Below are 23,351 nucleotides of genomic sequence, written 5' to 3'. Positions count from 1 at the left end.
ACAGAATCAAACGTGATTTTTCAGTGGCGTTTACGCCACTGGATATTTAACTAAACGGCTGCACGAATTATTTCACTAATGGTTTTACCAACTAATGGATTATCCCAGTAACTGCCATGTGCTTCCCCACCCCACAATAATGGAACTAATTTTTGGCTAAATGGACGGTTAAAGATGTTACCTTGTTCAGAAATCACATCTTGGATATCTACGTAGGCCGTGCTGCTATCTAAAAGCATTCGCTTCAGCCCTTCTATTGGGTAGGCAATGGGATCGCCAGGATGAGCGAAATTACGCCAAGGAAGAGGTTTTTGCCGCAATGTATATAAATTTGCCAAAAGTCTGCTGAGATCAGGAGTGAGATCGTGGGTACTGACTCCGTTGACATTGCCACTGATATTCAGCAGACTGAACAGTGCCAATGGTGAACCCATAGTGTGGATACTAGCTAATGGAATTCCCGATTGAGGATTGGGATCTAAGCCAAAGAGGACATTACGAAGTTCTTTGACGCTGTTACGAACTTCAACATCCAAGATTGGGTCTTCCCAGCGACGAGCGAAGAGAATGTCAAATAAGATGACAGTACCCCAACTATGAGTAATTATATGTAGGCGATCGCTTGTGTTACCACCTTTTAGCACACCCAAACCCTTCTCCCGAAATCGTTGTACCACTTGTGTGCCAACGTGCCGACTCAAGTAAAGCGCTGCATCACCTACAAATTCAAGAATCTGCTCTGTCCGAAAATCTCTAAACCAAAAATCGCTCCACTTTGGTGATGCTGTTAATCCTGCTACTAATTCCTTTTGTGCTGCCAAATTCAGATCCCCCCAGAAGAAGAAAATTGGCGTTACAACTCTAGATTTATCGCTAATAGAGTCCCGAATGCGATTCAGCAAGATGGTGGATAATCTCTCAAATTCCTTTGAGTCATGAACTTTGACTCCGTGAACAAAGAGAACATAATCGGTAGGCATCTTAGTAGATCTCTAAATGACATCACATCTAGAATCCAACTTGTCAGCTAAATAATTCGGAAGCGATCGCAAATTATCACAAAACTTGGTACATTACTCATCCACAAGCCTGAAGTCTTATGCCTCACACAAGAAATGTATAATTTGTCAATAAGTTAAGAGGTACTAAGCAAGTTTCAATGCTTCCGAATTTGAAGCCCTACCCTGGAGAGGATGTTGTAAAAGTTTTGGGCGAATTATATTCACCTGGTTTTATATTAATTTAGACTTTATAAACATCTTCTTAGGTCTTATATGGGGTTTTATCCCCTTACTCTCTTCTTTCACCAGGGTAGACGCGCCCAGTCTGTAGCCTGCCAAATCCAAACAAAGGCAAATGAACAAACTAAAGCACCCAAATTCCATTTGACAGAATTTTTGATAAGTTCTTTGCGAGTATTACTGTGTGTTACTTGCGCTTGATTATTTATGTTTTTTTCTAATTGCCCAATTTGTGATAGTAGTTGAGTTTTTACTTCTTGCGGATTCTTTAACTCAGGTGTATTCCTTTGAGGATTTAAAGATTTGAAAATTCGATTTAAATCTTCATTACTTTTCGCTTTATTTAATAATGCTTTAGCTTGGAGTATTTGGGTCATCTGTTGTGCTGTTTGATTCGTAATTTGCACATAGTTTTGATTATTTATCCGCCAGGTATCATTAATTCCTAAAGGCAATAATAAGAAGAATAAACAACCTCCTAATAGTGCAGCCCAAGAGAGAAAATTTAATATACAAACTTCTATTTTATTTCGGTAATCTTTTTCTCCAAAAAATACAAATGTCGAGCCGATTAAAGGCAAAGGCGCATGTTCTACTAATGCCCCTATTATTTGAAATTCCCAAACAGGATTAGTAAATCTAAATGGAATTAAAATATTAATCACATCAATAGCAGCTAAAATTAATAAAATATAACCTAAAAAACGTAATGTAAAAATAGAAGGCCAATAATCTTTTTCTAATTGATTCATAAATATTTATATAAGTTGTAAAATCTAACGTTTAAGAAAGTGATAACGTCACCAAGCATAACAATAAGTAGAACGGTGTGGAAAAACAAAACTATGTTTTGAAAAATCAAATAGGCTTAAACCCTCCTGCCTTTTGCCTTCTGCCTCATCCCAACGATAAATATTCACGCCGACCTACTTATAACCAAGCTTTTTCTAAAAATTTATAGGCAGTATAATCGTCAAATTTATTGATAGAGGTGAATAAACTTGCCCATATACAGCGCCTAGCTAAAAGAATTTGCTGTCCAAGTAACCAAGGTAGCAATCGGTGCGAATATTGTAAATATGTTGGTTGCAGATTTTCTCTGTTTTTATTTCTGCATCTTTTGTCATACTGGTTTCTTTTCTTTTAATATCCAATGGCAGATAAAACCGAAAGCCAAAATTGAGATAGTTGAAAATATTTGGTTACCAGGTTCTCCATGCCAATATTTAAATCCTTGATCATTAGAGGCTGCTACTAACAGAGTCATCAATACTAAGCGAAAAATGTTAATGAAAAATGCCAGAAATACAGCCGTAATAGGTAACAGAAATTTCTGAAATATATTAATAGGGAATACAAGTATAAATATTAGCGATAACTGCAACAAAATTAACATAGCATTTAAGCCAGAACAACCAGGATAGATTTCAATAGCTCCTGTAGGAAGAATGACATTAATACCTTGACGATAAACGGGAAATCCTAAATACCAAAGTACAAAATTTGCGGCTTTTGCAGATAATATACTAATATCAAATTTGGCTGGAAGTAATGATAACAGGATTCCATCAAATGATAAAACCATAATTATAAATTCTTGCCAATATTGCTTTAATCCTTTAATCCCTGATGCTATTAAAGCTAACCCTAAGAATGAAAGCAAAGCAGAGAATTTGATGAATGAAGATTCAAACCAAAATAAAGATAAGCTTTTAATTAGGGTTAAAGCAATTAATAATAAGCCAATTAAGGTAGAGAATAAATCACTTTCTAGGTTAAGAGTATGCTGTTTTTTAGCAATCAGATATACTATACTTGCCCAAAATAGAGATTTGATAAATAGAGCATCGACACTGGAGCTAAACTTCCAATGTAAACTCAGTTGAATGATTGTTAAATCAACAGCGATCGCAGTTAGCCAAAAGTTAGATTTTTTTAGCTGTTCTACAATATTAAAGTCAGATATTTTCATGACTTTTTCTTTTTCAGCAAATGATTTACAGCACCTCCAGCAACTAATGCCAAAATACCAGCAGTTGGTGAAAATTCGTAGGGTACAGTTGTCAAATTGATAGATTGGATGTCAACACTAGCTCTTGCAGAAGTAGTATTGTCTCCGAGAAAAATATAGTTAGGAGTGTTGTAAACGAGACTCGCAAGACCATTAATACCAGTAGCTGCTGTGTAGTCGCGTAGCAAACCGTTCAAAAGCGTTGTAGTACCGTTAGTTAGTGTGTAGGAGTTGCCAGAAACATTCAAGTCATAGGTATTCAAGCTTGATAGCAAACTGGAAACGCCAGTTACTTGTTCGCCAATAGTATCAAAAGCTGCATTAGCCTGGGAAAAAATCTCACTACTTCTAAAACCTATTTCTATACCTTGCTTGTCACTACTGAGAACTAAGACACTGAAGCCAGCACGGGGATGAGTTGCATCTGAAGTATCGGCTTCGGTATTAATTTTCATGGTAAAACTGAGTGTGTAACCAGCATTTCGATCCAGTGTAGGAAATGCTGGGTTAACTTTGCTTATACCTACAGGGGAGAAAGATGACACCTTATAGTTGCTGTAGCCAGCATATATACTGTCATTGTTACTGGTAGTGCTATCTAATGTGGTCACACCACCAGTTGCGCTCTGTGTACCCACAGGCGCAAATGGAGTAAAAGTAGATCCGTTATACCTAAAAGTGGTAAAACTTAGCCAAGGCGATGGTGAGTTGTATTGATCGGGTGTGACATTAGATGATCCATCATAAAGTGTGATGACACCAGCTATGCTGCGGTTAGCTGTTAGCAGCATGGTCAATCCCACTGTAAAAGCTATTATTTTGTTTCTCATAATGATTTATTTGTCCATATAAGTAATTACGGCCATTTGCAAACGTATTAAATAGAAGGTGATAGTAAGAGCGCAAAGCTGCTATACACTTACGCCTGTAACCTACGTAAATGAAAACTCTTGTGTAAAAAGTCTAAAATATCACTTTTTGTTTAAGGTTTATCGCTTTCAGGTAGGGAATGCTCCAGTTAAGATTGTGTAATTTATAACGCAACATTATATGCGATTAACCGAAAAACTGGCTAATTTAGACTATAAAAGTAAAATTTGCTATAATTTTATATCCGTAATAACCGAGCTAAACAAACCCTCAAGAGTAGGTCTTAAGTAGTCGAGCAAAATTAAATATACATTTGTCATTGCGAATTGAGCGAAGCGAAATGTAGACACGAAGTGGCTTCCCGCAGGGTAGCAATCGCAGGGTTTTGGAGATTGCTTCGCTACATTTCATTTCGCTCGCAATGACATAAATAAATTTGCGTAACCACTTATAGATTTTACATATTGACCAACGCATAAATACAGAGACAAGACATTTTACCTGAAGCGTATTGCATTATGTCCTGTATGTTGAAAACTGAAAATAAAATGCGATCGCTTCTTAGATAATTGCGATCGCAGCGTTTTCCATGACCTCAATATCTAAGGCGAAACCCGCCACACCTTAATCGACTTGTCGCCACTACCACTGATGAGAGTTTTACCATCTTTGCTCATGGCTAAAGCATAAATCCCACCAGCATGACCACTCAACTGATTCACTAATTTTGCTGTTTTTAAATCCCATAACTCGACTTTATGGGAATAACCACCAGTAGCAAAAGTTTTGCCATCAGGACTAATTACAACGCTATTAATACTACCAATACCAACAGAGAAGTTGTGAATTAGTTTCCCGGTTTTCAGGTTCCACACCTTAACATTTGTTCCGTCAGTTTCTTGAAGTGACTGATGAGCATCATTGTAACCACCATTTATCAGGGTTTGTCCATCAGGACTGATGGCAAGAGACACAACACCAGATGCTCTTTGATTGGGAAATGTCGGATTTACGGGACGAGGCGGAATCAAGGTTCGCAGCAGTTTTCCTGTACTGAGGTTCCATAACTGAATTCTGCCATCTTCAAGACCGCTAAACAGAGTTTTGCTATCAGGACTAATCACAATAGCTGTGGAAATTTTCCCAGGTTTTAAGCTACGAATTAATTGCCCAGTCTTCGGGTTCCATAGCTTTATTGTCTTGTCATAACTCGCAGATACCAAAGTTTTGCCATCGGGACTAAAGACAACTTTGGTTACCTGATTTGTATGTCCAGTCAGGGTGCGGATTAACTTTCCAGTTTTTGGGTTCCACAACTTAATTGTCTTGTCATAACTCGCGCTGGCTAATGCTTGTCCATCTGGAGTAATCGCAACAGAATTTACTCCATCGGAGTTTCCCTTGAAAGTAGCGAGTAAAACTCCATTTGTTGGGTTCCACACTTTGATTGTTTGATCGTCACCGCTACTGGCTAAAATTTGCCCGTCAGCGCTGAGGGCTATGGTGCGAATTGGCGCTGTATGGCCAGATAGGGTGAAAATTAGCTGATTAAGTTGCTGAGTTTTGGGTGTAGGGTTAGCGGTGACGGGAGTTAAATTAATGGGGCTGACAACAGTAGATAATGTCAAAGTTGCTGCTGTGAAGGCTTTCCAAATTAAGAGATGCGATTTCATTTGTGCTAAGTAGATCAATCTGTCTGGTATATTTAGTCAACACAAGACCACTGGCAAAAATCGGAAAACTAGTCTGGAAAGTACAGAAGCAAAAGTCAACCCGTCAGCATAATCGGCGAGGTAAACTGTTGAAACTGGCTGTTTTACAAAATATTGTCCTATGCCTGCATTTTTATTAGAAGTTGGTACAGAAGAACTACCTGCAAGCTTTCTCCGTGATGCTATAGTACAGTGGCGATCGCTCATTCCCCAAAGTCTTTTAACAAACAGCCTGACTAGCGACACTGTCGAAGTTTATGGTACTCCCCGGCGTTTGGCAGTACTCATCCAAGGTCTACCATCCCAACAACCAGACCGGGAAGAGGAAGTTAAAGGACCCCCTGCACAAGCAGCTTTTAAAGATGGTAAACCTACACCCGCGGCTGTCGGTTTTGCGAAAAAGCAAGGTGTAGAAATCGAGGCGCTACAAATTCGACCCACTGACAAGGGCGATTTTGTGTTTGTGAACAAAAGCATTCCCGGTCGTCCAGTGGCAGATATTTTAACCGAACTAATTCCCCAGTGGATTTTTGGTTTAGAAGGTAAGCGATTGATGCGCTGGGGTGATGGGGATGTAAGATTTTCCCGCCCAATTCGCTGGCTGGTAGCTTTGTTAGATGCAGAGGTACTGCCAATTGAATTAGTGAATGCTTCCAAGATAGTGAAAAGCGATCGCATTTCTCGCGGTCATCGTGTCCTACATCCAGAAACGGTAACAATTCCCCAAGCTAAAGATTATGTTACCACTCTTCACTCTGACTATGTTGTAGTTGATCCCCAGGAACGCGCAACTACTATTCAAGAGCAAGTCAAGTCATCAGCCCAAAAGTTAAATGGCTATACGGAAATCTACCCCGATTTATTAGAGGAAGTTACTAACTTAGTAGAGTATCCTTCCACGGTTGTGGGTAGATTTGAAGCCGAATTTTTAAACTTGCCGACTGAGGTGATTACCACTGTGATGGTGAGCCACCAGCGTTATTTTCCAGTATTCAAAGCTGAAAATAGCAAAGAATTATTGCCTAATTTCATCACTATATCTAACGGCGATCCCAGCAAAGCCGATATTATTGCTGTGGGTAATGAAAGAGTCATCAGAGCCAGATTAGCTGATGGGCAGTTTTTCTATAAAACTGATTTAGCCAAGCCTTTAGAAAGCTTTTTACCACAATTAGAAAAAGTCACTTTTCAAGAAGACTTGGGTTCTTTACGGCTAAAGGTAGATCGCATCATCAAGATTGCTGAGCAAATAACTAACCAACTGCAATTGCCAGAAAATCAGCGCCAAAATATCCAAAGAGCCGCATTGCTATGTAAAGCTGACCTTGTAACCCAAATGGTCTATGAATTTCCCGAATTACAAGGTGTAATGGGAGAAAAGTATGCTTTAGCCAGTGGTGAGACAGCAGAAGTTGCTAGAGGCATTTTTGAGCATTATTTGCCCAGAGGAGCCGATGATATTTTACCCGAAACTCTTACAGGTCAAGTTGTTGGTTTAGCGGACAGATTAGACACATTAGTAAGTATTTTTGGACTCGGTTTAATACCTAGCGGTTCTTCCGATCCTTTTGCCTTACGTCGAGCGGCGAATGCGGTAATTAACATTACATGGTCAGCTAATCTACCCATCAATTTAGCTGATTTATTAGAGCAAATTACCGCAGATTTTGTGGCAACATATCACAAAGATAAATCGCAATTAATTACAAACTTGCGAGAATTTTTCCTCCAACGTATCCGTACCTTGCTGCAAGAAGAAAAACAGATTGATTATGACCTAGTAAATGCAGTTTTAGGAGAGAATGATCCCGAATATACCGAACGGGCATTAAAAGATTTATTAGATGTCCGCGATCGCGCCTTATACTTACAACAAATTCGCCGCGATGGTACTTTAGATACCATCTATGAAACCGTTAACCGTTCGACGCGTTTAGCAACTCAAGGAGATTTGGATACACAACAGTTGGAACCAACTACCTTAGTTCGTCAAGAACTATTCCAAAAGCCTTCGGAAGCAGCTTTTTACAATGCTTTAGTGGAATTAGTACCCCAAACACAGGCAGCACAGCAATCTAGAAATTATCAGCTGTTAGTAACAGCATTAAGTAAAATTGCTCCTACTGTTAGTAGCTTTTTTGATGGTGCTGATAGTGTTTTAGTGATGGATCCCGATCCAGAAATTAAGTGCAATCGGTTAAATTTATTGGGATTACTACGTAATCATGCCCGTGTTTTAGCTGACTTTGGTGCGATCGTCAAAAATTTGTAGTCTAAATAAACAAAAATCAGGTGTAATTTTTGCCAATAGACGCTACGATCAGTAGTGCTTAACCAGGGTCCTCTGCTACATATCAATCTATGCCAAGAGCTGCTGTCATTGGATTAGGAAAATCCGGTATTGCTGCGGCGAGATTGTTGCAAAGGGAAGGCTGGGAGGTGGAGCTAAGTGATAGCAACACCTCCGAAACCCTCCTGAAACAACAACAAGAACTCGCTACAGAAAACATAACTGTGAAACTAGGGAATACCCTAGAATTCAATGATGCCGATTTACCGCAATTAATAGTTGTCAGTCCTGGTGTGCCTTGGGATATTCCTGTATTAGTCAAAGCACGAGAATTAGGGATTGAAACTATTGGGGAAATGGAGCTTGCATGGCAATATTTGCAATCTCTACCCTGGGTAGGAATTACTGGCACTAATGGTAAAACTACCACCACTGCTTTGATTGCGGCGATTTTTCAAGCTGCTGGCTTAGACGCCCCTGCCTGCGGTAACATTGGCTACGCAGCCTGCGAAGTTGCCTTAGCCGAAAAACTTCCTGATTGGGTGATTGGAGAAATCAGTAGTTATCAAATCGAATCATCTGTAACTCTGTCCCCTCGGATTGGTGTTTGGACAACTTTCACACCAGATCACCTCAGCCGCCACAAGACTTTAGATAATTACTACAACATCAAAGCCAAACTGTTGCAAAAATCTCAATTGCAAGTGTTCAATGGCAATGATGCCTACTTGGGTAAAGTGGGTTTGAGTGATTGGCCTGATGCCTATTGGACAAGTGTAAAAGGTAAAGATTACCTGATTGGCGACAAGGGTTTTTATATCGAAGATGGTTGGGTTATAGAAAAATTGTCTGCAACCTCCACACCAGAACCTATTGTGGAAGTGTCTGCTTTGCGGATGGTAGGAGAACATAACCAACAAAATCTATTAATGGCAGTTGCAGCGGCGCGGTTAGCAGAAATTAATCGCGATGCCATTTCCCGTGCAATTCGAGAATTTCCAGGCGTAGCCCATCGTTTAGAACATATCTGCACTTGGGAAGGAATTGATTTTATCAACGACAGTAAAGCTACCAACTACGATGCTGCGGAAGTCGGATTAGCATCTGTGAAAAGTCCAGCTATTTTGATTGCTGGAGGAGAAGCCAAAGCTGGTGATGACACAGGCTGGTTAGCAAAAATTCAAGCGCAAGCCGCCGCCGTATTATTGATTGGTAACGCTGCACCTGCGTTTGCCCAACGTCTGCAAGAGGTAGGGTATTCTAATTATGAAATCGTGGAAACGATGGAAAAAGCAATCCCTAAATCAGCAGAATTAGCCAAAAAGTACCAAGCTTCTGTAGTGTTGCTATCTCCTGCTTGCGCCAGTTTTGACCAGTATTCCAATTTTGAAGTGCGCGGCGATCATTTCCGTCAGCTTTGTCTAGATTGGGTAGGAAATTAGTAGCGCTGAGGAGCCAGTGCGTTGGGCAGGCTCTGCCGACTTGAAACAACTGGCGTTGCTGAGTCTTGAGTAGAGGTTTAGTGGCTTATACCAATTTAATGTGAAGTTGCACATATTTAGATCCCCCTAAATCCCCCTTAAAAAGGGGGACTTTGATAGTTTTTCTGGCTCCCCCCTTTATAAGGGGGGCTAGGGGGGATCGAATTCTATGCAGCTTCATAAAAAATTGGTATTAGCACTTGCCATGTGCTTCTGTAAGTCAATTCAGTTGGCGAGTTTTTCTGGCTTGGACGCTTTGCTCGCTCATCTAATCCACAGCTTTGCAAAAGACAACTACAAAAGACTAGAAAGCACCTCTAATATCAGTTTTTACCATATATGCATACATCCTAAAGGTAGATGTACTCAGAATAATAAGGATGATTTAATTGAATTGAGTCTTTCACTTCTATATTACAAGGTTTGGTTAGTTACCAAACCTTTTCCCTGAATGTTACCAATACTAAGTAACAAACGCAAACGTTTTCAAAAGTTTTAAGAGACAATTTTATTAAGCGATCGCATTTGTGAAATTGTTGTTTTGCCGTTAAATGATGGGTAAGGCACCTTATTAACCAGCACTATCCTACAAGAACTTGGGAATCTTATTTTTCATCAAAAAATTGCGCGATCGCATCCGCAAATCCTGCAAATGAGCTATAGTCTTGTGACAATATAGAGACATTTACACCTAACTTTTGGGCATTAGCAGTTGTATAAGGGCCAAAACAAGCAACAATACAACGCTGATAATCATTGTTCGAGTTGATCATTGTCAAAAAGCTTTCTACTTCTGCTGTGCTACTAAAAGCAATTACATCTATCATTCCTTGACGAAGTAAGTCTAATTCAACTGCATAAATTTCTTTATCTAAACAGCGAGTAATATAGGTAGGAACGCGAGTTACCTGTATACCCAATGTTTGCAAATCTGCAATAAAATCTGGGACAACATTAGGCTCTGAGATACCCACAACTTCTGGAGATGGTACTAGTACTTTTTGCTCATGAATATGAGGAATTTGAGAGAATTCAGCCACAATTCCGGCTGGGCTAGATTCTTTCGGTATCAAATCAACTCTTCCACAAACAGATAATAATAATTCTGCGTCTTTGCCAATGGCACATAGTTGACAGTTTTCTAGCGCAGATGTCGGGATACCCAAAACATTTAAGCGATGAAAAAATGCAGTAATACCGTTTCTACTGGTGAATGCAATCCAGTTAAATTGATTTATATTTTTTAAAACAGCATCTAACTCAGCGTTATCTGTTAACAGAGTGGTTTCGATAGTTGGCATAAGTAATGGTAAACCACCCTTTTTGACGATTTCTTCAGACAACCTAGAAGCGTAATTTCTTGGTGCTGTCACTAGTATTCTTTTGCCATATAAAGGCATTTGGGTAGATGGAGTTAGCAATTTGCGTTTGTTAAAGTTGATAGAAAACAAACCCAAATCTTAGCATAGAAGACTTTTTTTTCTTAGTTTCTTCGTAGTTGAACTATAATTTTTTCACCACTAACGCAGCAATAAAAATCTATTTTTCGCATCAGCCAGAGATTTTAAAAGATGTAGGTAAATGACAAGGCTTCTGGTTCCTGTTTGCGTAGCGTGCGCTTGGCGCAGGGCGTTAATATGCAACCTCACATTGAATTACAGAAGTTTTCATGCATTTGAACCACACATCCAAAGTAGGGGCACGGCATCCACAATCTTCTGGTACATACAATAATCTTACTGGTGCCGTGCCCCTACAGTGTGGTCTATTTCAGAGTACGCGAAACACGGAAACGTCAACCCTGAAGTTGATTCTGGGAACCCTGAAGTTAATTCAGACTACAATGGCAGCTTTATTTACGCCGCCAGGTACTAGTCAAAATTGTGATAATAGGTAAGAAGCAAGAACCCATTACTCATTTCTATTTGCTAAATATTGATACATCTGCCAACGCGCATCTACTTCCGCTTGCGCTTGTTCTAGCAATTGTTTCGCAACTTCTGGCTTACTCTTAGTCAGCATTTTGAAGCGATTTTCTTGATACATTGATTGCTCTACAGGCTGCTTAGGCGCTTTCATATCCAATTGCAAGGGATTTTTACCATCTTTGTGCAACTCAGGATTATACCGATACAGCAACCACCGCCCTGATTCTATCAAAGATTTCTGGTGATTCATCCCTGTGGTCATGTTGATGCCGTGGGCGATGCAATGGCTGTAAGCAATAATCAACGATGGGCCATCAAAAGCTTCTGCTTCCAAAAACGCTCTTAGAGTATGTTCATCTCTGGCACCAAGAGCTACACTTGCTACGTAGATATTTCCGTAGGTCATGGCGATTAAACCTAAATCTTTCTTGGGCGCAGGCTTACCACTGGCGGCAAATTTCGCTACTGCTGCTTTTGGGGTGGCTTTTGATGATTGTCCGCCTGTGTTGGAATATACCTCTGTATCCATGACCAAGATATTCACATTGCGACCGCTGGCTAAAACATGATCGATACCGCCAAAGTCAATATCATACGCCCAGCCGTCACCGCCAACAATCCAGACGCTTTTCTTGACGAGGTAATCTGCAAGGGATTTGAGATTTTGGATACTTCGACTTCGCTCAGTACAAGTTTTAGATTTTAGATTGAAATCTGATGAGGAATTGATGATTTCATCTAGCCGTTTTTTCAACAACGCCACCCGTTCTCGTTGTTCCCAAATGTCAGCTTCGGTGTTTTGCGTAGCGTTGAGGATAGACTGAATCAGATTATCATCAATTTCACCGCTAAATTGTTGCAGCAATTCCGCTGCAAACTCCGCTTGCTTATCTAAAGAGAGGCGGAAGCCATAACCAAATTCGGCGTTATCTTCAAATAAACTATTAGACCAGGCTGGGCCTCTTCCTTCAGCGTTAGTTGTCCAGGGGGTTGTGGGTAAATTTCCGCCGTAGATGGAAGAACAACCAGTAGCATTGGCAATGACTGCGCGATCGCCAAACAGTTGTGTCAATAATTTTAAATAGGGTGTCTCACCACAACCAGCACAAGCACCGGAAAATTCAAATAATGGTTCTTGCAGTTGTTGTTGGCGAATTTGGTTGAGTTTTAGTTGTCTGCGGTCGGGATTGGGCAAACTTAAAAAGAAATCCCAGTTTTTGCGTTCTTGTTCCCGCAAAGGTAGCTGCTTTCCCATGTTAATGGCTTTTTTCAATGGTTCAGATTTATTTTTGGCTGGGCAGACATTCACACAGATGACGCAGCCTGTACAATCTTCTGGGGCTACCTGAATGGTAAATTTTTGATTGGCAAAGTCCCGATCTTTGGCATCAACTGATTTAAAGCTTGTCGGTGCATTAACTAATTCACTAGATTCATACGCCTTAGCGCGGATGGCGCTGTGAGGACATACCATCACACATTTTCCGCATTGAACGCAGACATCCGCATCCCATACAGGAATCTCTTCGGCTACGTTGCGTTTTTCCCACTTGGTTGTACCTGTGGGGAATGTACCATCCGGGGGTAGTGTACTTACAGGTAAATCATCACCTTCCCATGCCATGATTTTACCAAGAACGTCGCGCACAAACTCCGGGGCAGCGATGGGGAAAGGATTTTGGATGTATGCTTCCTCATCTATCCATTTTCCTTGCTCCTCATATTTGACTTTCACCTCATGAAGATTTTCTAGTGTTTGGTCTACGGCTTGCAAGTTCATGCGGACAACTTCCGCGCCTTTCTTACCGTAGGTTTTCTCAATCGCTTGTTTGATTTTGGCTATGGCTTCTTGTTGTGGTAAAACATTAGCTAAGGCAAAGAAGCACACCTGCATAATCGTGTTAATTCTGCCGCCCATGCCACTTTGACGAGCAACTTGGCTAGCATTAATCGTGTATAATTTTAGCTGCTTTTCAATAATTTGCTGCCGCACTCTCCCAGGTAAATGTTCCCAAACCGCATCCGCTTCATAGGGACTGTTGACTAAAATAGTCGCCCCTGGAATCGCAGCTTTGAGAACATCAATTCGTTCCAAAAATCCCCAATGATGACAACCAATAAAGTTGGCTTTGTCAATTAAATAAGTTGAACGAATTGGCTGGGGGCCAAAGCGCAGGTGAGAAACGGTCATTGAGCCAGATTTCTTGGAGTCGTAGACAAAGTAACCTTGGGCGTAGTTGTCGGTTTCTTCCCCAATAATCTTGATGGAATTTTTGTTAGCCCCCACTGTACCATCGGAACCTAATCCATAAAACATTGCCCGGACAACATTATCTGGTTCAGTGGAAAAGTTAGGGTCAAAATTCAAAGATGTATGGCTAACATCGTCATTAATACCGATAGTAAAGTGATTTTTCGGTGTAGATAAGGCGAGGTTGTCGAATATTCCCTTCACCATCGCTGGGGTAAATTCTTTCGAGGAAAGACCGTAGCGACCACCGATGATTTTGGGAGGAGATGAGGGGGACAAGGAAGATAATCTCTCCTCTCCTCCCCTGCTCCCCTGCTCCCCTGCTCCCCATCCCTCATGAATTGCAGCTACCACATCTAAATAAAGTGGTTCGCCAGCGCTACCTGGTTCTTTGGTGCGGTCGAGGACGGCGATCGCTCTTACACTATTAGGTAAGACTGCCACAAATTTTTTTACATCAAAAGGGCGATAAAGTCGAACTTTCACGACACCGACTTTTTCGCCCTGGTTGTTGAGATAATCTACAGTTTCATGGACAGTTTCGCAACCGGAACCCATGATCACAATTACGCGCTCGGCATCCGGTGCGCCGTGGTATTCATAGATTTGATAATACCTGCCAGTGCGATCGCCAAATTGATCCATGAGGCGTTGGACAATTGCGGGAGTGGCGCTGTAGTAGGGGTTAGCGCCTTCACGGGCTTGGAAGTAAATATCAGGATTTTGGGCTGTACCCCGCAATACTGGGCGGTCTGGGGTGAGGGCGCGACTGCGGTGGGCTAATATGAGATTGTCGTTGATGAGCGATCGCAAATCATCATCAGCAAGTAGTTTTACTTTCTGTACTTCATGAGAGGTGCGGAAGCCATCAAAAAAGTGCATAAACGGCACTCGCGTCTCTAAAGTTGCAGCATAGGCGATGAGGGCAAAATCAAGATTCTCTTGCACCGAAGCCGAACACAGCAGCGCAAAGCCTGTAGCCCGAGCTGCCATCACATCACTATGATCGCCGAAAATAGATAAAGCGTGGGTAGCTAAAGAACGTGCAGCGACGTGAATTGTCGCACTGGTTAATTCCCCAGCGATTTTGTAGAGATTGGGTATCATCAACAATAATCCCTGGGATGCGGTGAAAGTAGTACTCAGGGAGCCTGTTTGCAACGCCCCATGTACTGCACCAGCCGCGCCACCTTCACTTTGCATCTGTACCACGCTGGGAACCGTACCCCAAAGGTTAGGACGACCTTCAGCCGACCAAGCATCTGCCCATTCACCCATTGTTGAGGAGGGGGTGATGGGATAAATGGCAATTACTTCATTTAATTTGTAAGCAATACGGGAGACAGCCTCATTCCCGTCAATAGTAGCAAAGGTTTTGTTCATCATTTACTCCTGCCTTGTCAGCCAGATGCGAAAATATGCACATTGCTCAGTAGAGGGGCATAAATAAACGTCAAGAGTCCATAATTTGGACTCTTCTTTTCTGCCATTTCCAACTAGGTTTTATTTATAACTGCCTGCTACTCAAAATTAGGGGAATACATGGATAGATGAATTAGAGTTGGCCAATTCTAAGTAATAGTTTTTGTAAATATTCTTTTTTAAAGAACTGGCTTCTGCACAAATTTAAATCACAAATTATTGGCAGATTTTAGTTCTATATTTATCTCTAATTCCCGTATCATTATCTCATAAGCTATTCTATATAAATTTATATATATTAATTTTGTACTCAAGCGAACCTAAACCCTTGGGCTATGCATTTTAGGGAAATTATTGGTGATTTGGGGGTAGAGGTTCGAGAATTAATTCTTCGGGTTTTCCTGGCATCTAATACCATTTCACAAAAAATCTGATGTAGATGTAGGTTAGGTTGAGGAACGAAACCCAACACTCTAAAGTCTTATAATTTTTGGGTTTCACTGAGTTCAAACGCCACTTCACTCAAGTCGGGAAACCCGCCCACGTGAGTGGCTCTCCAACCTACGCATCTGTCTCATTTTTTTCTGAAATTGGTATAACTCAAGGTAGTAGCAAATTCTTGTAAATCCTATAGTGCTCCTAACTTATTTGCGATCGGCAAATGAGAGACTTTGCTTAGTGAGTACTTCAGTTCTCAAATGAACTTATTGAGAATAAATCCGGAATCGCTTGGTTGCAGTTTGTAGTTGTAATACTAACCGTATTGCTGAGTTTCTTGTTTTGACTATTTATCTATCAGCAATCTTAGAAAAATCTCGAACAAAATTGAAGCTTCAATAGTCAAGATAATTAAGTTGATAAATAAATTCATCTACAAAATAATTGTAGTGACTAATAATGTTGAACTTAAATAACCGCCCTATCATCTACACTTTATTCTTAGGAACCCTACTTAGCCTTAGTAGCTGTGCTAGCAAGAATTTCACAGCAGCTAAAGCTGAAATTACTGCTCAAAAATCTCCTAGCGTCCAACGCAAAGTAATCGATTTAACTCCCAAAATTAAGCTTGCTGAAGAACCGCAGTGGTCGCCAGATGGCAAGCAAATTGCTTTTATGAGCTTGGACAATCCTGGTAATGAAGAAATCTATGTGATGAATACTGATGGTTCAAACTTAAAGAATCTTACCAAGAATAAAATCAAGGATCGCTCTCCTGTTTGGTCGCCAGATAGCAAGAAAATAGCTTTTCTTTCGGGACGGGATGGCAATCCTGAAGTTTATGTGATGAATGCTGATGGTTCTAGACAAACCAATTTAACTAAAAATCCTGCTGGTGATTATCCTTATATTTGGTCTCCAGATGGCAAAAAAATTGCCTTTGGTTCTCGCCGGGAAAATAATGATTACGAAATCTACGTGATGAATTATGATGGTTCTAATATTACGAGAATCACCAATAATCCAGGATATGATTCAGTTCTTTCTTGGTCGCCAGATGGTAAAAAAATTGCCTTTATTTCTGGACGTGATGGTAACGAAGAACTCTATGTGATGAATACTGATGGTTCTAACCAAACTCGATTAACTAAAGATCCAAATAATAATGCAGGCGCAGTTTGGTCTCCAGATAGCAAGAAGATTGCTTATCATTCTAGCGCTGAACCTTTTAAGAACAATGGTTACATTTATGTAATTAATGCTGATGGTTCTGGTAACACCCAGCTAACAAATAAAGGGATATTTCAAAACCCAGCTTGGTCTCCTGACGGTAAACGAATTGTCTTTGAATCTAACCGGGATGGGAATTCAGATATTTATCTAATGAACGCTGATGGTTCTGGTGAAACTCGACTAACTAGCAATAAAGGTAGAGATTCACGTCCAGTTTGGTCGCTTGATGGTAAACAAATAGCTTATGAGTGCTTGCAAAATGGACAATCGCATATTTGTCGGCTGAAAATCTAAGTTTTTTACGCAAGAAGTTCAGATTCCCGACTTTTTAGAAAAGTCGGGAATCTTACAGCCAATAGAGCACACTTTTGACTGTGGACTTTCTACCTTCAAACTAGATTTCATCTGAGGGACGCAGTAACCTGTAGTCTTTAGTCAATTTTGTCAGGCGCTCGATTTTTTTATTTGCATCCCTAGACAGGGGAATATACAATCCAGTCGAAATTAATCCTGTGACAGCTGTCACATTCGCCTGAGTTGCATTATCAAAAAGCATCAGGAACGCTGCTAATAAACTCATCCCAATAGAAGCTGCGATCGCAATACAAGATAAAATGTAGCTCAAACGAGCTTGGTAGCAATGTTCGTGATAGGTTTTCCATTCCATCTCGTCATAGGAACTAGATTTGAAAGCGTTGGAGCGAGAATTATTTTTGCGAGAACCAGTTTTTGGGTTAATGTTTGTCATAAACTGAAAGTAGAGTTGTATACGACTTGCCAAGAGTTGTGTAACTGCGATCGCTACCTGGTTGGGAGGTGAGATAACCAAGCGGGTAGCTTTAAAAATATTGATACCTGCTTTCTGTAGGTTTTAGAAATAATGCTTCCCTCCTTAGCGTTAAAACTTTTTTAGGAGGAAAGCATATTTATTTCCTAACAATAAATAGCAGTACAATTTAGAGATCCGTTAGCTTATTTTTGAACTACGGACTCTACAATCATCGCTGCGGCAAACAAGCATAGGAGGATGAGTGCTAATCGTCCTAACCATTGTCCAATCAAAGGTAGCAGCATCATCATGAAATGAGATGCTCCAAAACTTGTGGACATCACAAAGGCGATCGCCAAGCCGACTGTAAAAAGTAGCAGGTACTTCAAAAATCTTGATGCTAACCGAAATAAGAAATTATTATTCTGTTGAGTTTTCATAGTTTTTGCTCCAATCAATTACTAGTTTTGCCTAGAAGTTAGCCCTAAAAAATAAGACAGAAAAAGTTAATTAGCTAACTTTTCCTGCCTTGTAAAAATCACAATTTATCAGGGCTAGGGATTGAAAATCTCTGAATTTTTTTCATCTTTCCACTGGCTAGTCATCACAACTATGCCTGATTCTTTTAGGAAAGACAGATAATTATTCAATTGTGTTAATACTTCGTATTCAGTTGTCCCGTGACTCGATTCTTCCTCCTCTCTCCACCAATGTTGTAAATCCTCTTTACTGATGACATATCGATAATGGGTAGAACCCATGATCGTAACTGCTATTCGATCGCGTTTAATTCGTTCGCTTTTGATTTCTACGTGACCATAGCCAGTTTCATGCCAACAACTAAGGAGAATTACCAGCAGTCGAGTCACAACTTTGTCAACTTCGTTCGCTTGGCTAGTTTCTCCGGGCATAGTTATGGAACCTTATGGTAAGCCAGTGCTAGACCCTCAATCAGAAATTAAAAATGTGTTAAGCGTTCAAAAGAAGGCTGTCACTTTTGTGAGTGAGAATCTGCCGGGGTATTTGCATTACGTAACTGGACAGGAAAAATTTAATTATATTTTCCCTACGACTAGGTGTCGTATTGTGTGACAATCATCTCATGTGTATTTCAATGCTGTCAAGTAGGCTCACCATTGAAATTTTACTTGAAATCTGGCAATTTATAGGCAAGAAATTTAGTGTCAAAAAAGAAAAATCAGAATTTCCGTATAAGTGACAGGTGTCACAAAAGATTTTAAGCTGTAAGCTATTCTCAGTCACTAATTCCTATGTTAGGTGGAAAGCCACCAAACCAGATGAATCAACAACAGTTGAACGAAACCTTCGATAAACTAACGCCACGACGCCAAGAGGTATTGCGTCTAGTCTTGGCTGGGGAGTTAGACGACGATGCGATCGCCCAAGTTCTAGACATTAAGCCAGTAACAGTCAGAAAATACTTAGAAAGGCTCTACCGTGCGTTTGATGTCAGCAAAAAATCTGAGTTAGTAACTTTGTTTGCTAAATACAAACCAGAATTCATCAGTGACTACTCTAGCAATACATTACCAGTAGCCCAGACAACAAACGCCGAGAGTAAACAGGATTTAGGAGAAGCACCCGATACTGTCACATTTTACGGACGCACTCAGGAATTAGAAGCTCTCAGACAATGGATAATCAACGAGCATTGTCGGATGATTGCGTTGCTGGGAATGGGTGGACTGGGAAAAACCGCTTTGTCTGTAAGATTAGCCCAGTCATTAAAATCAGAGTTTGATTACATCATCTGGCGCAGTCTAAGAGAGACACCCAAGCTAGGTACACTACTTGATGGCATAATTAAATTTTTATCTAATCAAGAAGAAATTAATACCACAGGTGATATTAATGAAAAAATTACCTTTCTGCTTGAATATTTGCGGGCTTACCGTTGTTTATTAATATTAGATAATTTTGAATCAATTCTTGCTGATGGAACGCATCAAGAACAGTACCGTGATGAATACCAAGAATATAGTATTTTAATTCAGCGGATTGGTGAGTTACATCATCAAAGTTGTTTAGTGTTAACCAGTCGGATAAAACCTCAAGAAATTGCTGTTCAAGAAGGCGAAAATTTACCAATTCGTTCTTTATTACTACAAGGTTTAAAAGACTTAGAAGCCATGAAAGTCTTAGAAGACAAAAGACTTTTTGGTACAGATGAAGAAATGCAAAAGTTAATCGGATTATACAGCGGTAATCCTTTAGCCTTAAAAATAGTCTCTACTTTTATTCAAGATTTATTTAGCGGTAACGTTTTTGAATTTTTATCACAAGAAATTGCTCTTACACCTTTCGTTGGTATAGAAACCTTATTAGATAAGCAATTCGCTCGATTGGCAGAATTAGAAAAACAAATTATGTACTGGTTGGCAATTAATCGCGAACCAGTCTCAGTCAATGAATTATTTGAGGATATAGCCGAGAAACCGATATATCTTGATGTCATTAATGCCTTAGAAAACCTGAAACGCTGCTCGCTTATCGAAGCTATGGATGGCAGATTCACTCTGCAAAATGTTGTGATGGAATACATGACTGGGATTCTAGTACGACAGGTTACTGAAGAGTTAAACTCAACAAAATTTCACATTTTTAATCAATACGCTTTAATTAAGGCTACTGCTAAAGATTATGTCAGGAGTTGCCAAACACAATTAATTCTCAAGCCCATTGCAAAAAATATTAGCAATATAGAGAAACAATTAGTTAAATTCCTAGAAAAAAACGATAAGACAATTAGGAGTTTAACTAAAGGTTATGCGGTAGGCAATATCTTAAATTTATTACGTTATTACAACTACAATTTATCTGGTCTCGATCTGTCATATTTAACTGTATGGCAAGCATATCTGCGAGGTGCGGATTTACACAATGTGAAATTTATTGGTGCAGATTTAAACAAATCACGATTTACAGAAGCTTTTGGGATTGTGTTGGCGGTGGCCTATAACCCTAAAAAATCGATAATTGCTTTGGGCGATACTAAAAGTAAAATTCGGCTTCGAGATGCCAATGGCCATCAACTTCTAACTTTAGAAGGGCATACAAATTGGATTAGATCGGTAGCTTTTAGCCCTGATGGAGAAATTTTAGTTAGTGGTAGCGATGACAAAACCCTCATGTTATGGAACACCAAAACTGGTCAATGTTTAAAAACATTAGAGGGACATACCGAAAGAGTTTGGTCAGTAGCATTTAGCCCAGATGGTAAAACTGTAGCTAGTAGTAGCGAAGATAAAACAGTTAGATTATGGGATATCCATACTGGTGAATGTTGGAATATTCTGCAAAAACATACTCATTGGGTAAGAGGAGTAGCATTTAGTCCTGATGGCAAAATTTTAGCCAGTGGTAGTAGTGACAGAACAGTTATTTTGTGGGATGCGAAAACTGGTAAATATTTGAGAACTCTGGAAGGACAACATACAGCACGGGTACGTACAGTTGCCTTTAGTTCTGATGGTAAAATTTTAGCTAGTGGTAGTGATGACCATACGATTAGAATCTGGGATATTCATAGCGGCAAATATCTTAAAACTTTGCAAGGTCATACCCAAAGAGTGCGATCGCTAGCTTTTAGCCCCGAACCCAATTCTCGCATTTTAGCTAGTGCCAGTGAAGACCATAAGGTAATTTTGTGGGATATTTACAACAACAGACGCCACCGAACTTTATCAGAACACACAGAAAAAGTTTGGTCTGTGACCTTTACCGATCCTGAAGGTAAAACTTTAATCACTAGTAGCGATGACAAAACTGTGAAACTTTGGGATGCTCACACAGGTGAATGTCTCAAAACTCTTCAAGGTTACACAGACTGGGCTTGGTCTTTAGTTTTTCATCCCAGTAGCAATATCTTAATTAGTGGTAATGACGATAAAACCATTAAACTCTGGAACTTAGATACTGGGGAACCTAAATCTTTAACAGGACATACCAATAGAATCCGCGCCGTAGCATTAAGTCCTGACAGTAGTCTAATTGCCAGTGGTAGCGACGACCAAACCATCAGATTATGGGATGCTCAAACTGGTCAACACCGCAAAACTTTAATAGATCATTGCGATCGCATTTTGACTGTGGCTTTTAGTCCAGACGGTCGTTATTTAGCCAGTGGTGGCGATGACAAAATTTTAAGAATCTGGAATATTCATACAGGTGAATACCGCCAAACTCAAGAGAATCATAAAAACTGGCTTTGGTCTGTAACTTTTAGCCCAGATAGCAGCATCTTAGCTAGTGGTAGCGAAGATTGCACAATCAAATTGTGGGATGTAGATACAGGTAAATGCCTGAATACCCTTTCTGGCCATAATGGATGGGTGCGGTCTGTGCGTTTTAGCCCTGACGGTAATACCCTAGTTAGCGGTAGTGAAGACCACACCGTAAAACTCTGGGATATAACTACAGGTAAATGTATCCATACCTTGGAAGGAAACACTGGATGGGTGCGGACTGTGGCTTTTAGTCCTCAAGGCCGTTTTATAGCGAGTGCAGGGGGAAACCCAATCGTGGAAATTTGGGATATAAAAACCGCCAAACTCTACCATACTTTAACTGGACATCAAGAAAGAATCTGGTCTGTTATCTTTAGTGCTGATGGTCAAACTCTTGCTAGTAGTAGCGAAGATGGCACGATTATGCTATGGCACACTGAAACAGGAGAGTTGAAGAAAGCACTGAAATCTCCCCGACTTTATGAAGGTATGGATATAACAGATGTGGTGAATCTTACAGAAGCCCAAATCAAAACTTTAAAAACCTTAGGAGCAAAGAAAAACAATGAGTAGAAAATCGCGAAATGCTTTGATTGGGATTACAACTTATGGACGCAAAGACGCAATACCATTTTCTTTACCAAGTGCTTACATTGATGCTGTTCGTGCCGCTGGCGGCACTCCCATATTATTACCGCCAGGAGAAACCGAGCCTGGGAGGCTTTTAGAACCGCTAGATGGATTGATCATCTCCGGTGGTGGAGATATTAACCCTGTTTGGTACAAAGGCTCTGACCACCCTAGCATTTATTCTGTAGATGGCGATCGCGATGCTTTTGAACTACAGTTAGCTAAGTTTGCCCTTGAGCATCATTTACCTGTATTTGGTATTTGTCGGGGTTTACAAATTCTCATCGTCGCTTCTGGCGGAACTCTCATTCCCCATGTCCCAGAGGTATACGGTAATTCAGTATTACACCGTCTAGATCCCGAACCAGGAAGGCGCTTACCAACAGAACACATGGTGAAGATCAATGCAGCCAGTCGTTTAGCTGACTGTGTACAAAATACTCAAATTTCTGTAGTTTCTTGGCACCACCAAGCAGTACACCAAGTACCATCTGGATGGCGCGTTGTTGCCCATGCTTTAGAAGATGAAGTCATTGAAGCTGTAGAACACGAGCATCATCCTTGGGCTATTGGCGTACAATGGCATCCGGAGCTTTCAGCTGCTAACGATCCCAATCATCAAAGAATTTTTCAGGCTTTTGTTCAAGCAACATATACTAAACAAAGTTTACTAACAGCTTGAATTAACTTTAAATGCTTGCTTTATTAATATTCTGCATTTGTAATCATTTTAATCTTTGTGTCTTTGTGGTTTAAATTTTCTACCACAAAGGGGCGTTGTTGCGTGAATAGGCAAAATGGTAAATTTTACCTATCGCCGATGTTCGC

At 40.3% G+C, this 23,351-nt stretch carries 15 protein-coding genes; 5 read left to right on the top strand and 10 right to left on the bottom strand.

Features of this window, described 5'->3' with window-relative positions; all coding sequences use genetic code 11:
• Nucleotides 1-50 precede the first annotated feature (50 nt).
• The 5 genes from BV375_RS06800 to BV375_RS06780 form a co-directional block, all read right to left on the bottom strand.
• Nucleotides 51-980 carry a hypothetical protein gene (locus tag BV375_RS06800; RefSeq protein WP_086758627.1) on the bottom strand — a complete coding sequence of 310 codons (930 nt, stop codon included), beginning with the start codon at nucleotides 978-980 and terminating at the stop codon, nucleotides 51-53.
• Between the two features lie 323 nt (nucleotides 981-1,303).
• Nucleotides 1,304-1,993 carry an HpsJ family protein gene (locus BV375_RS06795; RefSeq protein ID WP_086758625.1) on the bottom strand — a complete coding sequence of 230 codons (690 nt, stop codon included), beginning with the start codon at nucleotides 1,991-1,993 and terminating at the stop codon, nucleotides 1,304-1,306.
• A gap of 371 nt (nucleotides 1,994-2,364) precedes the next feature.
• Entirely contained in the window at nucleotides 2,365-3,213 is an 849-nt protein-coding gene (gene crtA, locus BV375_RS06790) for a cyanoexosortase A (protein WP_086758623.1), read from the bottom strand.
• Nucleotides 3,210-4,082, bottom strand: coding sequence for a PEP-CTERM sorting domain-containing protein (locus tag BV375_RS06785; protein WP_086758620.1), 873 nt, complete (start codon nucleotides 4,080-4,082; stop codon nucleotides 3,210-3,212). The genes crtA and BV375_RS06785 overlap by 4 nt, the downstream gene beginning before the upstream one ends.
• Nucleotides 4,083-4,724: 642 nt before the next feature.
• Complete coding sequence (locus BV375_RS06780; protein ID WP_086758618.1) at nucleotides 4,725-5,795, bottom strand: WD40 repeat domain-containing protein; 1,071 nt, start codon at nucleotides 5,793-5,795, stop codon at nucleotides 4,725-4,727.
• Nucleotides 5,796-5,955: 160 nt separating this feature from the next.
• On the opposite strand from BV375_RS06780, the gene glyS reads away from it, so the two are divergent.
• Complete coding sequence (glyS, locus tag BV375_RS06775; RefSeq protein ID WP_086758616.1) at nucleotides 5,956-8,106, top strand: glycine--tRNA ligase subunit beta; 2,151 nt, start codon at nucleotides 5,956-5,958, stop codon at nucleotides 8,104-8,106.
• An 89-nt stretch (nucleotides 8,107-8,195) separates the two neighbouring features.
• On the top strand, nucleotides 8,196-9,566 hold the full coding sequence (gene murD, locus BV375_RS06770) for a UDP-N-acetylmuramoyl-L-alanine--D-glutamate ligase (RefSeq protein WP_086758614.1): 1,371 nt from the start codon (nucleotides 8,196-8,198) through the stop codon (nucleotides 9,564-9,566).
• 644 nt (nucleotides 9,567-10,210) lie between these two features.
• Here murD and BV375_RS06765 read toward each other — a convergent pair.
• A complete protein-coding gene (locus tag BV375_RS06765; protein ID WP_086758611.1) occupies nucleotides 10,211-11,005 on the bottom strand; it encodes a uroporphyrinogen-III synthase in 795 nt (264 codons plus the stop codon).
• A gap of 511 nt (nucleotides 11,006-11,516) precedes the next feature.
• Nucleotides 11,517-15,167 (bottom strand): pyruvate:ferredoxin (flavodoxin) oxidoreductase, encoded by a 3,651-nt coding sequence (gene nifJ / locus BV375_RS06760; RefSeq protein WP_086758608.1) that lies wholly within the window; start codon nucleotides 15,165-15,167, stop codon nucleotides 11,517-11,519.
• 936 nt (nucleotides 15,168-16,103) lie between these two features.
• Here nifJ and BV375_RS06755 point away from each other — a divergent pair.
• A complete protein-coding gene (locus BV375_RS06755) occupies nucleotides 16,104-17,171 on the top strand; it encodes a DPP IV N-terminal domain-containing protein (RefSeq protein WP_086758606.1) in 1,068 nt (355 codons plus the stop codon).
• Between the two features lie 100 nt (nucleotides 17,172-17,271).
• Here the strand turns inward: BV375_RS06755 and BV375_RS06750 are convergent, their stop codons facing one another.
• The 3 genes from BV375_RS06750 to BV375_RS38060 form a co-directional block, all read right to left on the bottom strand.
• Nucleotides 17,272-17,706, bottom strand: a complete 435-nt coding sequence (locus BV375_RS06750) for a hypothetical protein (protein ID WP_086834861.1) — start codon at nucleotides 17,704-17,706, stop codon at nucleotides 17,272-17,274.
• 143 nt (nucleotides 17,707-17,849) lie between these two features.
• The gene (locus BV375_RS06745) at nucleotides 17,850-18,086 is read right to left on the bottom strand and encodes a hypothetical protein (protein ID WP_086758603.1); all 237 of its coding nucleotides are present in this window, start codon (nucleotides 18,084-18,086) and stop codon (nucleotides 17,850-17,852) included.
• A gap of 114 nt (nucleotides 18,087-18,200) precedes the next feature.
• A complete protein-coding gene (locus tag BV375_RS38060; RefSeq protein WP_243713864.1) occupies nucleotides 18,201-18,557 on the bottom strand; it encodes a hypothetical protein in 357 nt (118 codons plus the stop codon).
• 360 nt (nucleotides 18,558-18,917) lie between these two features.
• On the opposite strand from BV375_RS38060, the gene BV375_RS06735 reads away from it, so the two are divergent.
• Entirely contained in the window at nucleotides 18,918-22,466 is a 3,549-nt protein-coding gene (locus tag BV375_RS06735; RefSeq protein ID WP_243713863.1) for an NB-ARC domain-containing protein, read from the top strand.
• On the top strand, nucleotides 22,459-23,205 hold the full coding sequence (locus BV375_RS06730; RefSeq protein ID WP_086758601.1) for a gamma-glutamyl-gamma-aminobutyrate hydrolase family protein: 747 nt from the start codon (nucleotides 22,459-22,461) through the stop codon (nucleotides 23,203-23,205). The genes BV375_RS06735 and BV375_RS06730 overlap by 8 nt, the downstream gene beginning before the upstream one ends.
• Nucleotides 23,206-23,351 lie beyond the last annotated feature (146 nt).

The sequence above is a fragment of the Nostoc sp. 106C genome (genome assembly GCF_002154725.1).
In the GTDB taxonomy this organism is placed as follows: Bacteria; Cyanobacteriota; Cyanobacteriia; order Cyanobacteriales; family Nostocaceae; genus Aulosira.
The sequence above is the reverse complement of the archived record's forward strand: the minus strand, read 5'-3'. Positions and strand labels throughout refer to the sequence as shown.